The sequence below is a fragment of the Snodgrassella sp. ESL0324 genome (genome assembly GCF_013344955.1).
GTDB classification, from domain to species: Bacteria; Pseudomonadota; Gammaproteobacteria; order Burkholderiales; family Neisseriaceae; genus Snodgrassella; species Snodgrassella alvi.
In genome coordinates, this window is sequence record NZ_JAAEDS010000012.1 from 518,528 (window position 1) to 533,681 (window position 15,154).

The 15,154-nt window shown below is 39.4% G+C and carries 13 protein-coding genes; 3 read left to right on the forward strand and 10 right to left on the reverse strand.

Annotation, left to right across the window (positions count from 1 at the left end; all coding sequences use genetic code 11):
• The first annotated feature begins 131 nt into the window (after positions 1-131).
• Positions 132-974, forward strand: a complete 843-nt coding sequence (locus GYY70_RS04475) for a class II glutamine amidotransferase (protein WP_174831410.1) — start codon at positions 132-134, stop codon at positions 972-974.
• Between the two features lie 261 nt (positions 975-1,235).
• Here GYY70_RS04475 and GYY70_RS04480 read toward each other — a convergent pair whose 3' ends face one another.
• The 7 genes from GYY70_RS04480 to GYY70_RS04510 form a co-directional block, all read right to left on the reverse strand.
• The gene (locus GYY70_RS04480; protein ID WP_084551781.1) at positions 1,236-2,597 is read right to left on the reverse strand and encodes a sodium-dependent transporter; all 1,362 of its coding nucleotides are present in this window, start codon (positions 2,595-2,597) and stop codon (positions 1,236-1,238) included.
• Between the two features lie 197 nt (positions 2,598-2,794).
• The gene (locus GYY70_RS04485) at positions 2,795-3,598 is read right to left on the reverse strand and encodes a carbon-nitrogen hydrolase family protein (protein ID WP_174831411.1); all 804 of its coding nucleotides are present in this window, start codon (positions 3,596-3,598) and stop codon (positions 2,795-2,797) included.
• A 167-nt stretch (positions 3,599-3,765) separates the two neighbouring features.
• Positions 3,766-4,866, reverse strand: a complete 1,101-nt coding sequence (locus tag GYY70_RS04490; protein WP_078474281.1) for an acyl-CoA desaturase — start codon at positions 4,864-4,866, stop codon at positions 3,766-3,768.
• Positions 4,867-4,885: 19 nt separating this feature from the next.
• Entirely contained in the window at positions 4,886-6,010 is a 1,125-nt protein-coding gene (locus tag GYY70_RS04495; RefSeq protein WP_084551784.1) for a sterol desaturase family protein, read from the reverse strand.
• A gap of 631 nt (positions 6,011-6,641) precedes the next feature.
• On the reverse strand, positions 6,642-7,151 hold the full coding sequence (locus GYY70_RS04500) for a Fur family transcriptional regulator (RefSeq protein ID WP_174831412.1): 510 nt from the start codon (positions 7,149-7,151) through the stop codon (positions 6,642-6,644).
• Between the two features lie 10 nt (positions 7,152-7,161).
• Entirely contained in the window at positions 7,162-7,914 is a 753-nt protein-coding gene (locus tag GYY70_RS04505) for an SDR family oxidoreductase (protein WP_100125256.1), read from the reverse strand.
• Between the two features lie 470 nt (positions 7,915-8,384).
• Complete coding sequence (locus GYY70_RS04510) at positions 8,385-9,335, reverse strand: D-alanyl-D-alanine carboxypeptidase family protein (protein ID WP_084547286.1); 951 nt, start codon at positions 9,333-9,335, stop codon at positions 8,385-8,387.
• Positions 9,336-9,745: 410 nt separating this feature from the next.
• Here GYY70_RS04510 and clpX point away from each other — a divergent pair, with 410 nt between their 5' ends.
• Positions 9,746-11,008 carry an ATP-dependent Clp protease ATP-binding subunit ClpX gene (clpX, locus tag GYY70_RS04515; protein ID WP_084562430.1) on the forward strand — a complete coding sequence of 421 codons (1,263 nt, stop codon included), beginning with the start codon at positions 9,746-9,748 and terminating at the stop codon, positions 11,006-11,008.
• A 165-nt stretch (positions 11,009-11,173) separates the two neighbouring features.
• Here the strand turns inward: clpX and GYY70_RS04520 are convergent, their stop codons facing one another.
• Positions 11,174-11,851 (reverse strand): helix-turn-helix transcriptional regulator, encoded by a 678-nt coding sequence (locus GYY70_RS04520; protein ID WP_025330304.1) that lies wholly within the window; start codon positions 11,849-11,851, stop codon positions 11,174-11,176.
• 183 nt (positions 11,852-12,034) lie between these two features.
• Here GYY70_RS04520 and GYY70_RS04525 point away from each other — a divergent pair, with 183 nt between their 5' ends.
• On the forward strand, positions 12,035-12,310 hold the full coding sequence (locus tag GYY70_RS04525) for a hypothetical protein (protein ID WP_025330303.1): 276 nt from the start codon (positions 12,035-12,037) through the stop codon (positions 12,308-12,310).
• 193 nt (positions 12,311-12,503) lie between these two features.
• Here GYY70_RS04525 and mpl read toward each other — a convergent pair whose 3' ends face one another.
• On the reverse strand, positions 12,504-13,907 hold the full coding sequence (gene mpl / locus GYY70_RS04530) for a UDP-N-acetylmuramate:L-alanyl-gamma-D-glutamyl-meso-diaminopimelate ligase (RefSeq protein ID WP_174831413.1): 1,404 nt from the start codon (positions 13,905-13,907) through the stop codon (positions 12,504-12,506).
• 283 nt (positions 13,908-14,190) lie between these two features.
• On the reverse strand, positions 14,191-14,607 hold the full coding sequence (locus GYY70_RS04535) for a hypothetical protein (RefSeq protein WP_174831414.1): 417 nt from the start codon (positions 14,605-14,607) through the stop codon (positions 14,191-14,193).
• Between the last annotated feature and the right edge of the window lie 547 nt (positions 14,608-15,154).

Sequence of the window (15,154 nt, forward strand, 5' to 3'; positions counted from 1 at the left end):
GCCTAAGGTTACAGGCTTTTTTATGGGTATGCATGCTTATAAATTATGGATTAATATAATCACGATGTATAATCTTTATTTGGTGAAATACGAAAAATTATATTGTTGATTTATCTATGGAGAAATAATAAATGTGCCAGTTGTTAGGCATGGATTGCAATACCCCTACTGATATTGTCTTTTCTTTTGAAGGTTTTCGTTTGCGGGGAGGTCTGACTGACAGCCATGCAGATGGTTTCGGCATTGCTTTTTTCGAGGGGCACGGAGTGCGTCTGCTTCAGGATGATAAGCCTTGTGCCAGCTCACCTGTAGCGGATTTGGTGCAGCAATATAAAATCAAATCGGAAAATGTAATAGCCCATATTCGCAAAGCTACTCAGGGACAAGTGCATTTAGTAAATACACATCCGTTTGTACGCGAGTTATGGGGAGAATACTGGGTGTTTGCACATAATGGCAATTTGCGCCGTTTTAATCCTTCTGAAGGTGAATATTTCAACCCGGTAGGCTCTACGGATTCAGAACAGGCCTTTTGCTATCTGCTTGAGCAGCTACGTCAGCGCTTTCGTCACAAGCCTTCGCGAGAAGTTTTATTTAATGCTATAGCAGAAATTACTGCTGAGCTGCGTCAGTATGGTTTATTTAATTATATGCTTTCGAATGGTGACTGGTTAATTGCCCATGCCAGTACCCTGCTTTTTTATATTATCCGGCAGGCACCTTTTGGTAAAGCTGTTCTGGCAGATGAAGACGTGGCTATTGATTTTTCCGCAGTTACTACGCCACATGATCGTGTAGCTGTAATTGCCACATTACCGCTTACCTGTAATGAGCAGTGGCAGCAGCTGGCGGTTAATGAACTGGTGATGTTCAGCCAGGGAGAAATAGTTTTGCGTGATTGTATCCAGCCGGCTCAATATATGAGTGTAGAAGATGGTCTGGCCATCGCACGCAAAGCCGGCGTCAGCATGTAACAGATTAAATTAAACTGAGAAACTAAAATTTCAGAAAATCTGTTATTAACTGAACTATCTTATGTTATTTATCCAGAATGGATTAAAATCAGATTAAAGTATAGTAACAATTGCAGATATTTGATGCAAATCCAGATATTCATTAAATATCTATATCTGCTTTCAGGCATTTTCTATAGTAATTAGTGAATCCATAAAAGAAAATCCCGGATAATTCCGGGATTTTTTTACTCAGATATGAGAATATTAACTATATATTGATTACATAAATCCATAAATCAGAATTGCTATTACGGCTATCGGAATAACATAGCGGCATAGCACTTTCCAACAAGCAAATACAGCCGGACCTAAATTCAGTTCCTGACGAATTCTTTCCTGATTCATCATCCAGCCGGCAAATACAATCGTACCAAGACCGGTTAACGGTAGCATAAGCTTACTGGTCAGATAATCGAGAGAATCAAAAATATTTTTGCCGAAAATTGTAATATCCTGCCACTCATTAAAAGACAGCAGGCAGGCAATGCCCAATGCCCAGATAAATAAACTACTTACTAAAGTCGCTGATTTACGTCCCAAATGTGTTTTTTCTTCCAGTAACTCAACTGTCGGCTCCAGCAATGAAATTGAGGAAGTCAGGGCGGCAAAGGTCAGGAAAATAAAGAATACGACACCAATAATAGTACCACCGGCCATATTGCCGAAAGCGATAGGTAAGGTAACAAAAATCAGACCCGGACCTTCTCCCGGTTGCAGACCATTGGCAAATACCAGCGGGAAAATGGCCATACCGGATAACATGGCAACAATAACGTCCAGAATAACTACAGTACGTGCTGTAGAAATCAGATTCACATCTTTACCCAGATAGGAACCGTAAGCCATCATAATACCCATGCCCAGAGACAGGCTGAAAAATGCATGCCCCAATGCCGCCAGTACTGCCTTACCGGTAATAGCAGACCAGTTAGGAGTAAATAGGAAAGCAAAAGCCTTGCCAAATGAAGGTCCGCTGACAACAGCCGCATAAACCACCAGACCAATCAGTAATAGACCCAGCCCCGGCATCATCACTTTACAAGAACGTTCCAAACCGGCACCAACACCCATGGCTACAATCAAAGCGGTAGCAAACATAAAGACGGTATGCCATGTAAGTAAATGGCTTACACTACCAAGAAATTGCTGGAAGACCTGACCGGTGCCCTCGCCATTTAAACCTTTAAAAGTGCCAGTACCGGCAAGAAAAATGTAATCAGCAGCCCACCCGCCAATAACGCTGTAAAAAGAAAGAATCAGGAATGAACCAAGTACGCCGATAATACCTACCCAGCGCCATGATTTAGATTGCCCTTCATCAGCAGCAACATCTTCCATGGTATGAATCGGATTTTTCTGCCCGCGACGGCCAATCAGCCATTCAGCCACAAGAATAGGCAAACCAATCACAAACATGCAAATCAGGTAGGTAAGCACAAATGCAGAACCGCCCATCTGACCGGCCATATAGGGAAATTTCCAGATATTACCCAAACCAACTGCTGAACCTGCTGCGGCGAGCATAAACCCCATCCGCGAGCTCCACTGAGAATGCGACTTTTTCTTTGTTCCGCCACTCATCGCTACTGCCCCTTACTTCTTAATTCAAACTTTAATCAATAATCATGCCATGAATCGCATTTTTGGACAAGAAATGATTGTGAATGTACCGTTTTTGAGACTATTAAGCCCATTATTCAGACATTATGTCCAAATAATGGGCTTAAGTATGGATTAAATTCAGGCTGGTTCAAAAAATACTAACTTAAAAAACATATTTACAACAGTCGATGCTGTAGTGCCGGTAGCTTAGTTCGTACTGATTGCAGAAATTCAGTATCCAGCTCTGCACAAATAACCCCCTCTCCTTCTGGCAAAGAGGCAAGAATTTCTCCCCAAGGATTAATAATCATACTATGGCCATATGTACGGCGGCCATTTTGATGCTGCCCGCCCTGTGCAGACGCCAGCACATAACACTGATTTTCAATTGCTCTGGCAGTTAATAATGTGTTCCAGTGTGCTTTACCCGTGGTATAAGTAAATGCTGCCGGTAATACCAGTACTTCAAACGGAAGCTGGGCACGGAAAAATTCAGGAAAACGTAAATCGTAACAAATACCCTGTGCCACAGCGATATTATCAATTCTCAGCTCCGGTACATCCATGCCACGCAGTATTGTATCGGCTTCTGCGTAAGACTCATTGGCACCAGTGTAACCAAACAAATGCATTTTATGGTAGAAACCCAGTAACTCTCCTGAGCGCCCGTACACCAGCATGGTATTAAATATTTTGGTTTTATCCGTACTTTGTAAAGGTATGGTACCCCCAAATAGTATGATCCCCAGCTCAGCAGCCAGAGTTTTCAAAGCTGTTTGCAATTGACCATCTCCAAGAACCTCAGCTACAGCTACTTTATCTGTTTCGTCTTTACCCATTATCGGCCAGTATTCAGGTAATACTACCCACTCTGCACCCTCAGCAGCTGCCTGTTGCACCAGTCGTTGCATTGTGCGCACATTCTCTGCTACCTGAGTACCAGATACCATTTGCACTATAGCTACTTTTACATTCAGCATCAGTTACTCCCGAATTTTATCCTCACCTATGCTCTTTATAACCGTAACATAGCCGTCTGGCAAATTATTCTCTTTTCAACAATATTATCTGAATTTTGATCTCAATTTTGTAAGCGTTGGCACATGCGGATTTATTTTACTTTGATTAGCATGGATAACAGCAAATATTACGACAAATTCTCTCGATAATTGCTTCCCATTTTCTTCAGAAATTCCTGTTGAGATTTAAACAGACCGATTAAAGATAAAGCCTGATACGAAATATTGAATTGCTGTGCTATATCCGCCACAATAGGAGTCAGTTTATGATAATGCCGGTGGCTAACACCGGGATATAAATGATGGGTTAAGTGCAAATTCAATCCGCCCAGCCAATATTCAAGCCAGCCATATTTTAGATGCCAGTTGAGCGTTGTGTTAAAAGCATGCTGCAAACGTCCATGCATAAAATGTCCATTTTCCGGCGCCTGATAGAAAGTAGCTTTAGCCCAATGACTACCTAAAATCAATACAACAAATATCAGCGAAGAACTCATTTGACTTAAAGAATAAACCAGCACAATCCAGCTAAAATTGAATTGCGGACATACCCAAGCCGGCAAAATGAACGCCAGTAAAATATGCCCCGATTTAGCTAGTAAAAATACCATCCATCCATTCCTGCCCTGGCTAGTAAATTTTTTAACATTGAACTTAAGACCTAATCTGTCCTGCCAGTCAAAACACCAGACAATAGCCGGAAATGTCATTGCTGCTACTATTGGCCAGTAATAATGCTGATAGCGCATAAACCAATAATGTACCTGAAACGGAGTCTGTCGCAACACTCCGTTATAATCAATATCTAAATCGTAGTATTCAACATTAGTGTAAGGATGATGTTGAATAACATGACGAACACGCCAGCAGTCTGGATCAATACCCAGGGGAATGGTAATAAGACAATTTAACCATTTATTTGCTCGTCCGGAACGGAAAAAAACATTATGTGAAGCATCATGTACTACATTAATAGCCAGCAGCAGCGCAAAGGTAATATAGCAAAAATATAATAATGAAAACCAAATTACTGAGCTTTGATGCAATGCCGTAATATAGCTTGCAGCACAAAACAGACAAAGTATTGCCAGCTTGAACTTCATACCCCTGTCAGCATAACGATGATCCTGATGTGCAGTCAGATATTCTTGCAAAGCATCATTAAGAGCCTTTTTTAAACTTTTATCCTGTTGCGAATTGTATTCAAGTTCTCTTAATTCAGATCTCATATTTTATCCGTACTCGGCTTCAGGGTTCGATTACAGGCAGAGATTTTCGATATACTCTTATCCAGTTAATGAAAATAATGATGCCATGTATGCTCAGCAGTGCCATAGTAATTTGCCAGTAGATCTGATGCCATTGAAATCCATACAAAAATAACAATGGCATAGTTAAAGTTAATATTATCCAGCCTATTATTCCCCACGGGCGACCTTCGGACATCGCGCCCAGAAAAACTGTTCCACCAGCCAGATAAGCAAATAATATATATTGAGTTAAACTAATATCGCTCAGACCGTATCCATATGTATAGATATAACTAATAGCTAAAATAAACAATGCTGTTGACCCTAAAGTCATGAGTAAATTTGAAATAGTAAATTTGTCAGGAAACGGGGAAGGCTGAAAAGGGATTTTAAATATTTGCATAAAAGGAAAATTACTGGCTAATAACGGATTAAATGTTTTTACGCCCGGAGAACCATAATTAATAGTGCCTTCCGGCATTTCAGCATAACTACCGAATAATTTATCCCATATAATAAATGAACCACCAAAATTGCGATTAGAATAATATCTGTCATTAATATGATGCACACGGTGGTGAGTGGGTGTAACAAAAATTTTCTCTAAAAAACCTAGTCGGGGCGTGAAATCATTATGATTAAAAAACTGGATAGAATAATGTATTATAGAAACTGTCAGGAAAATTTCTGTAGGTAATCCGAGAAAAGCTAAACCAACATTAAATACAGCAGACAGTATAGAAGAGTACCAGGAATTTCTGACCGCCAGTGACAAATTAAAATTTTCACCCTGATGATGAATTAAATGAACAGCATATAACAAACGAAAAGTATGTAATAAACGATGCTGCCAGTAAAAGCAAAAATCCCAGGCAAAGATGGCAAATATCCATATATAAAAGACCGGGGTTGAAGAAAATAAATTTAAACTACAATTTTGATAAACATAGGCATAACATAAAATTTCCAGCCCCCTGAATAACCACAAAACAAGATGCCCAGAATTTAAATTGAAGATAATATCAAGCCAATTAATATTCTGCTTTTTAATCCATTTCAATAATATTGCTTCAATATAGATACAAACCAGCATAAAGATAATAGGGAATGTCAATGTATTCATTCTGCTTCCAATAACTTAATTGGTAAAATATTAACTGTTATTTATTAATCTATATTTCCGGCTAACTGCAGTAGTTCAGCGATTGCTTAGAATCAGATCAAATAATAGTTATAATCTTTTAAGAATTAAATTCTAAAAATTCAAAGACAGACTTCATAATACAGACATTAAAATTAGATACTTTACTCTAGATCAAATTTTCTAATTTTATTTATCATAAAAAAACTAGATTTAACATTTATTTTAAATGCTGGCTTATAATCGGATATGACAATATCGCTTTCAATCCGATTTAATTATTACAGAATAGCATGTCATACAATAAATAATGGAATAATGTCAGACGCAACAATCTAATGTAATCTATATTTGTTTTTCTTTATTACTGTTTGGACACAATTTATTCCGTTAGTAGGATATTTGCTATAACAATAAAATTTAGTGCATAAAGTTTTCATTCAACATTATAAAACGCCATCAGGATAGGTAATTCCACTTAATTCCTTGAGAATGTATAGGTAATAATGTTGTTTAATTAACCATTTTTTTACGAATAATTCGGCGTTTCTTATACATAAAAGATAAAGGAATGGTTTCAACCGGTTTAAGAATCCGAAACTGACTGGATGACTTATTTAAAGTTTTCATTTTGAGTACGACACTGGCTACACATACCAGTCAAAACAATATGTTCATCATTAAGTATAAATCCGCTATCAGCTACCCTCTGTCGTAAAGCTACCCATTCCGGGCTCATACTTTGCTCATCCACTGCTCCGCACTGATTACATACCAGCACAAAATCACTATGATGAATATGATCCGGCTGGCATTGTTCACCACAATCATGCTGAGCATGCCGACATAATATATAGCCATTAATAGCCGGAATTTTGTGCAGAATACCTTGTTCTGTCCAAAAATCCAGCGCTCTGTACGCTGTCGGCGGGGCAATTGTGTTGCGACTACTTTGCTGCATATGAGCCAAAACCTGATAAGCTTTAATCACTCCGCTCATGCTCAGCACGATATCCAAAACCTGTGCGCGCAACTGAGTGATGGTTACACCTTGTGCTTCACATTGAGCCAATATGCGCGTTTTCTCTGTGGTTCTTGTCGACCATGCAAGTTTATCCGTCATGACTCAAACCTCAAGCCAAATCACGGGTTACACTCAGACCGGCGAAGGTTTGTGATACCGGCATAATTTCAATATGGTTAACATTCATATGTGCCGGAGTCTGATACAGCCACAAAACGGTGTTGGCAATATCTGCCGGTTGTAGATAGCTGATATTTTCATACACGGCAGCAGCCTGTTTATCATCGCCGCGAAAGCGTACATTGGAAAATTCAGTATCACCGCATAAACCGGGGGCAATATTGGTTACTCGTATGCGGGTACCGGCCAGATCAGTACGCAAATTCAGGCTGAACTGGCGTACAAAAGCTTTGGTAGCACCGTAAACATTGCCGCCTTTATATGGCCATGAGCCGGCAGTAGAACCCAGATTAATGATATAGCCGCTATTTTTAGCTACCATACGTGGCAATATTTGCCGGGTGACATAAGTTAAACCCAGAACATTGGTATGAATCATGGTTTCCCAGTCAGCAAAGTTTGCTTCCTGCGCCGGTTCCATGCCCAGTGCCAGCCCGGCATTGTTCACGAGTAAATCAATATCCGCCCAAGTACCCTGTAAGGAGGCTAATGCATTATCTACACTGCTTTTATCGGCTACATCCATTTGTAATGGTAAAAACTGTGCACCCAGTTCTGTCTGTAAATGTTGCAGCTTATCCAGCCGCCGTGCGGCACCAATAACCTGGTAACCGGCATGAACCAGCACACGACACATTTCTGCGCCAAATCCTGCAGAAGCACCTGTAATCAATATTGCCATGTCAGTATCTTTCTCTGTTTAAAGATAACACCTCTATTTGTCCCTTATGAGATAAATCTATGTTTATTCCATTTCCAATATTATGGTATTACATTTCTATTTTGCTACGACCGAGTCTTGTTTATCAACCGGTGACATCCATTCATTCATCCCTCAGGAATATTTATCTTTCTGAGAACCAATATTTTACACTGATGATTAAGCTTTTTACTCAGTACTATTCTCGGAAACTATGCCTTGCCTATTATTTTACAAATAAAAGATGCAGACGAATCAACTAGTACATTTATAAAAACGCTATTAATCAAATCTGTTAAATTACTTTAGATTGCTGATATTCACAGGCTATGTCTGGCTTTCTATCATGTTCATTAACTGATTTGACAGTTACATTACGATATAAATGGATAGATTTATTGATAAAAAACCCCGTTATCGCTAACGGGGCTCTTTGATAACAGATATATGGTTTATAAGGATTGCTGCATCGCCCATGAACGTAAAGCGCGGGCATCGCTTACGCGGGTTGTTGAACTGGGAGAGTTCAGTAAAACAATGGTTACCGGCTGGTTCTGCACGCTGGTCAGCAGCACCATAGACCGACCTGCTTCACGAATATATCCGGTTTTTTGCAGCGCGATCGGCCATAAACCTTCGCGTACCAGTGCATTGGAGTTGTGATATTGCTCTACTCTGCCATTACTGGTGTATACCGAACCGGAATTATCTGTTGAATATTGTCTGATAAGCGGATACTGACTGGCACCACGCACCAGTAAAGCCAAATCCCGTGCAGTGGACTGATTGCGCGGATCAAGCCCGGTTGGTTCGTAAAAACGTGAATTAGTCATTCCCAGCTCAGCCGCCTTATTATTCATGGCTTCTACAAATGCCGGCATACCGCCCGGATAAGTACGTGCCAGAGCATGGATTGCTCGGTTTTCACTACTCATTAAACCAATATGCAACAGCTCACGCCGGGTCATTACTGTACCAACAGACAGACGACTGGTTGAGTTTTTCAGCCGGTCAATTTCGGCATCTGTGATGGTAATCTGATCATTCATATTCTGATTGGCATCCAGCACTACCATTGCTGAAACTAGCTTAGAAATGGATGCAATTGAACGTACCTGATTGATATTTTTCTGGTAAAGAATTTCACCGGTCTGATTATTCATAATCAGAGCCGATTGTGAGCTTAATAAAGGACCGGCAATCTGTGCACGAGTTTCCAGATTGGCATCGGGATGGTTGCTGATAAATGTGCTGAGTGTGTCAGACTGACCACCTGTCTGCTTTTGTTCGATAAACTGGCCGAGAACATCAAGGTCTCCGGCTACAGCAGGTACTGCAAAAAACAGACTACTGCTTAACAGGCTTACCCACTGCCAGCGACGCAGACGTGATAAACATGACATGATAACTTCCTTTTTGACCCTGAATCAGGGTAATTTATTTCTCAAGAGAATACTACTCAAACTGAACGTAATAGAGAGACAGACATAATTATTGTCTGTGTTTGAAAGAAGTTTTTAACGTCCAATTATTCAATAAATATATTGTTTCTCAATCTAATTATAAGACAAATTTGCTTACGGCCGGTATTTTCTTATTATATTTGGCTAAAAAAGGTGTTTATAAACGATATTTTAATCAGATTTTCATTATCAAACTGATTTCTTCAGTGATTAAAACCACACTAGCATTCAGTTTGATATCAGCCTGATAAAACTATATACTCGTTTTTTGGCTGAATCCGATACGATATCATCTATGTATTTGGTCCGGCGTTCAATATAAGCTCTATTTTCTTGATGAAATCCTGTTTATGAGTAAAGAAATTCGTTATTGTTCGTTTTGCGGTAAACCTGAAAACGAAGTTAAAAATTTAATTGAAGGTGAAAACGCATTAATCTGTAATGAGTGCGTGGATACATGCAATGAAATGCTACATAATCCGGGTGCTTCTTCTACAGAGAATGGCATGCCGGCAACTGACGGAGAAGGTCAGGAAAAACTGCCTACTCCGGCAGAGATTGTTGCTAATCTTGACCAGTATGTAATCGGACAGGAAACAGCAAAAAAATCACTGGCTGTAGCGGTATATAATCATTACAAACGCTTGCGTCTGGGTAAGGAAGAAGGTCAGGTAGAGCTGTCTAAATCCAATATTCTGCTGATTGGACCTACCGGTTCGGGTAAAACTCTGCTCGCTCAGACTCTGGCGCGCAAACTGGATGTTCCGTTTGTGATGGCTGATGCCACCACACTTACCGAAGCCGGCTATGTTGGTGAGGATGTGGAACAAATTATCACTAAATTATTGGGAAAATGCGATTTTGATGTACAAAAAGCACAAAAAGGCATTGTATACATTGATGAAATCGATAAAATCTCCCGCAAAAGTGATAATCCCTCTATCACCCGCGACGTTTCCGGTGAGGGTGTTCAGCAGGCTTTACTTAAACTGATAGAAGGAACTGTTGCATCTGTGCCGCCACAGGGTGGACGCAAACATCCTAATCAGGAATTTATTAATGTAGACACTACTAATATTCTGTTTATCTGTGGTGGTGCATTTGCCGGACTGGAAAAAGTTATCCGTCAGCGTACTGAAAAAGGTGGTATCGGCTTTGGTGCTGCGGTACACAGCAAAGACGAAAATACCAATGTAAGCGAGCTGTTTCAGACGGTAGAACCGGAAGACCTGATTAAATTCGGTTTGATTCCAGAGCTGATAGGTCGTCTGCCAGTTATTGCAACGCTCACTGAGCTGGATGAAGATGCACTGATTAATATCCTTACCGAACCTAAAAATGCATTAATTAAACAGTTTCAGGCTCTGTTTGCGATGGAAGGTGTGGAGCTACAGGTACAACCCTCTGCATTACGGGCAATTGCCAAGCTGGCCATGGCGCGCAAAACTGGTGCCCGCGGCTTACGCTCAATTGTAGAAAAAGCGTTGCTCAATACTATGTATGCTTTGCCGGATTTAAACGATGTAAAAAAAGTGGTTGTTAATCAGGATGTAATTGATAAAGGTGCTGAACCTGAATGGTTACTGGCTGATGGCAGTGCTTATAAAGGCTAAAACCATAAGCTGAATTTTACGTGCATAAAAAAACCGTCTGAATTTTAGAATTTCAGACGGTTTTTTTATGTACAGAATAAATGAGTTAACCGGTTAATAATGTGTCCGCAGTAATACCCGGATTATCAAACCGATTTTTCAGTATGAAATTTTATTATCAGAATATTACAGATAACGGCCAAACCACAATACTTTACCGATGATTTGTACATCATCACTTTCACTATCCAGACGGATTTCAAAACTCGGATAGGCTTCATTAGCAGAAATAACATTCACTACATTACCCGGCATCAGCTGTAAACGCTTAACCAGCAGATTATCGTTAATACGCAGTACATACAAACCATCACGGCGTATATGATTCATTTGCTGTACCAGAATGGTGTCTCCGTCATTGAGCACACCTTCCATTGAATCGCCTTTGACCGAAATCACTGACAAACCACTAACTTCAGGGCTAATCATTGAATTTATCCAGTCCTTGCGAAACGCCATGGTAAACATCGGTTTTTCATTAGCAACTAAACTACCATGTCCGGCAGCTGCTTCAATTGCATAACGCGGCACATAAACAAAATCTTCAGTATTCACCGGATTACCCAGCGTATCATGTGCTGCCTGAGTTTGCTGTTCAGGAAAGGGCTCCCCTTCTCCGGTCAGCAGCCAGTCAATACTGCAACCTTTTAATTCTTTGATACGTTTCAGGGTTTCTGCTTTAGGTAACCCGCCTTCATGCCAGATACGGCTGAAACCGGCCATAGTCATATCAATGTCTGTGGCAATTTTAGACTGGCGCTCACCCGGCCACAGTGAAGCCAGACGGTCTTTAAATGTTTGCATGCACAAATTCCGGCAATTTCTTAGAAATATCGTCAATAAATTTGTTTTTATTATACTTCATTTTTAGAAAAATGAAAAGTAACTAAATATTTAAGAAATAAATTTCTTGAATATTTATTTTTTTCTAATTAATATAATAAAAATTAAACAATTTATTAGATTTTTCTAAATAAGGAATGGATTATGAAATTATTAAAAATATATGGGTTAATGGCTTTATTATTGTTGCTGGGCAATTTTCATTCAGTACCAGCTCGTGCTACAGCTCCTGCGGCATTGATTTCGCAAACGCTGGACTGCCAGCATCTGGCGAATTTAACTTATACTGAAATGAATCCAACCCAGATTAAAGTAGCCAAAAACTGTGACCAGCGTGAAGCTGCACAAAGCTGGCAGAATGCATACGGAAAAATGAATCATACTGAAATGGCAAAAGCTACGGTTTATGAGGCTTCCTGAAATATTGTATCGCTCTGCTTCTGTTGTACTATCAATCACGTAATTTCATTATTTTTTATATTTACCCTGTTACTGCACTGTTTTAAAACGCACATAAAATAAAAGCCTGAGTACCTGAAATAACAGATAGCTACGGCCTTTAGAAAATCTGAACAGGGGTTATTGTTTTACCTTGAATTCAGTACAAAAATAATTAATTATTTGCTTTGTGTTGTAACTGAGTCAATAATTGCTGATGAATACCACCAAAACCGCCATTACTCATGACCAGAATATGATCCCCCTGCTCTGCCTGTGCAGTGATAGCTTCAACCAGTGACTGCATATCCTGAAAAACTGCTACTTTATCCTGTAACGGACTAAGTGCAGCCGCAATATCCCAGTCAACCCCGCCGGCATAACAGAATACTTTATCAGCTTCCGCCAGACTGGCAGGTAAAGCAGCTTTCATTGTACCCAGCTTCATAGTATTAGAGCGTGGTTCAAGCACAGCCAGAATACGTGCATTAACGACTTTCTGACGCAGGCCGGCAATAGTTGTAGCAATGGCTGTCGGATGATGAGCAAAATCATCATAAACCGTAATATCGTTAACAACACCTTTGACTTCCATGCGCCGTTTAACATTCTCAAAACGAGATAATGCCGCACATGATTGCCGGATCGACACACCTGCATGACGTGCCGCAGCAATTACTGCCAGTGCATTCATGCGGTTATGCTGCCCCAGTAGTTTCCACTCTATATGTCCCACCTTTTGTTGCTGATAGAGGACATCGAAGCCACCGGTTGAGGAAATTTCACCAATTTGCCAATCCTTATTCAGACCAAAACCTTCTACTTCTGACCAGCAGCCTTGCTGTAAAACTTCGTCCAGTGCAGCAGATTGTTCATTAACGACAATCAGCCCCTCACTGGGAATTGTACGAATCAAATGATGAAACTGAGTCTGAATTGCTGCGAGATTGGGGAAAATATCCGCATGATCATATTCCAGATTGTTCAGAATTGCCGTACGCGGACGATAGTGGACAAACTTACTGCGTTTATCAAAAAAAGCTGTGTCATACTCATCTGCCTCGATAACAAAAAACGGACTGCACTCTGGTTCAGATGTAGATTGCTCAGCCGGTGGTACCTGAGGCAAGCGCGCTGATACAGCAAAATTTTGCGGCACCCCGCCAATCAGAAATCCGGGAGCCAGACCAGCATCTTCAAGCACCCATGCCAGCATACTGGCTGTCGTTGTCTTACCATGAGTGCCGGCTACTGCCAGTACCCAGTGCTGTTGAAGAATATTTTCAGCCAGCCATTGCGGGCCGGAAGTATAAGGTAAGTTACGATTAAGGATGGCCTCAATGACAGGCATGCCGCGACGAGCAACATTACCAATTACATAGACATCAGCGGGATATCTGTCCAGCTGTGCTGCTTCGAATCCTTCCACCACATCAATGCCCAAATCAGTCAGTTGTGTACTCATGGGCGGATACATTTTGGCATCACAACCAGTTACATGATAGCCTGCCTGTTTGGCTATAGCGGCAATTCCTCCCATAAATGTTCCGCCGATGCCAATGATGTGGATATGCTGCATTTCTCTGTCTCTATGCGATGAAAACCAGCATTATAGACTTTCCTCATATTTACTACATGGATGTTTTGTATTTTCTATACACTATCACCACTGAAATTAAATTCAAAATACAAACAGGCACTGAAAACAGAAAACAGAAAACAGAAAACAGAAAACAGAAAACAGAAAACAGAAAACAGACTATTATGATTAATTTAAAAGGGTTTGTATTGAATCATTATAAATATTTGATTATCAAATATATTATTATCTGCTAATACTGAGAAATAATTATTTAGTTTTTTTATGAATATTTAATAATGTAACGCTGAAGGATATTTTTCAAATTTCTTTTTTGCCATTTCGCGACAAGAATAAAGTTCGGGACTTTTATAAGATATTTTTTTTGTTTAAATTTAAATGTCAGCTTGCCTCTGATAAAGCCTGATTTGAAGCTTAGTTCAGAAACTTCTGTCATAGGAATAACAGTAATTGCATCTGTTAAATTTGTATTCAAGGTTAAACCAATCAGAATTATTTTTTCTGCATTAAAATAAATAAGCAGATGTTTAATAAATAATCCAGAAAATTCAGTTATTACAATCTTTAGCCATAATTTTGCATCTATTGATCCATACAATATTGATGAACTGTCGAATTTTGGTAATTTATGCTCTGCAAAATATGCTTCGATATTTTCTAACTTTAAACCATTACTCATATAAGATATCCGTAATTTTTAAAAAATTCAAAATTTTTTTAATCCTGTCAATATAATAAATATATTTTAGTTTATCCACAATCATAATACCTGATATTGTTTTCCCAGTTTTTATCCACGTATCTGTCAGTGTATGCGATAAGATGAATAAATACACATTATTCCTGTGATTATTGGGATGGTGTTGCACATAAACTGTGGATAAGTAATTTATAGCCTTGTTATATATAAATTAAATTTAACTGCCTATTTTTTAATCAGCAAATTATAACGGAATCAATTTTACTTGATTCCGTTGCATAAACTGCTCTGACAATATCTGTTTGCAAACAGCAGTATAGCCCTCATATCTATAATAGACATAACTGCTAGGACATATCAAATTCAGTATTGTCTTGTTGAACTCGCTGATTATTTTGAAATGCTGATAAGTTTCCACCGTTATGATGTTAATCGGAATGGTTTTCTGAAAAGCTGATTATCTTTATCATAAAAAACAAGTAAACGCTGAATTTTATATTCATTTCCGGATTTGAATTTGATTTAT

Coding starts and splice junctions, on each gene's coding strand:
- GYY70_RS04520 (WP_025330304.1), bottom strand. CDS start 11,851: ATGCAAACATTTAAAGACCGTCTGGCTTCACTGTGGCCGGGTGAGCGC.
- GYY70_RS04525 (WP_025330303.1), top strand. CDS start 12,035: ATGAAATTATTAAAAATATATGGGTTAATGGCTTTATTATTGTTGCTG.
- GYY70_RS04495 (WP_084551784.1), bottom strand. CDS start 6,010: ATGAATACATTGACATTCCCTATTATCTTTATGCTGGTTTGTATCTAT.
- mpl (WP_174831413.1), bottom strand. CDS start 13,907: ATGCAGCATATCCACATCATTGGCATCGGCGGAACATTTATGGGAGGA.
- GYY70_RS04480 (WP_084551781.1), bottom strand. CDS start 2,597: ATGAGTGGCGGAACAAAGAAAAAGTCGCATTCTCAGTGGAGCTCGCGG.
- GYY70_RS04505 (WP_100125256.1), bottom strand. CDS start 7,914: ATGGCAATATTGATTACAGGTGCTTCTGCAGGATTTGGCGCAGAAATG.
- clpX (WP_084562430.1), top strand. CDS start 9,746: ATGAGTAAAGAAATTCGTTATTGTTCGTTTTGCGGTAAACCTGAAAAC.
- GYY70_RS04475 (WP_174831410.1), top strand. CDS start 132: ATGTGCCAGTTGTTAGGCATGGATTGCAATACCCCTACTGATATTGTC.
- GYY70_RS04485 (WP_174831411.1), bottom strand. CDS start 3,598: ATGCTGAATGTAAAAGTAGCTATAGTGCAAATGGTATCTGGTACTCAG.
- GYY70_RS04490 (WP_078474281.1), bottom strand. CDS start 4,866: ATGAGATCTGAATTAAGAGAACTTGAATACAATTCGCAACAGGATAAA.
- GYY70_RS04500 (WP_174831412.1), bottom strand. CDS start 7,151: ATGACGGATAAACTTGCATGGTCGACAAGAACCACAGAGAAAACGCGC.
- GYY70_RS04510 (WP_084547286.1), bottom strand. CDS start 9,335: ATGTCATGTTTATCACGTCTGCGTCGCTGGCAGTGGGTAAGCCTGTTA.
- GYY70_RS04535 (WP_174831414.1), bottom strand. CDS start 14,607: ATGAGTAATGGTTTAAAGTTAGAAAATATCGAAGCATATTTTGCAGAG.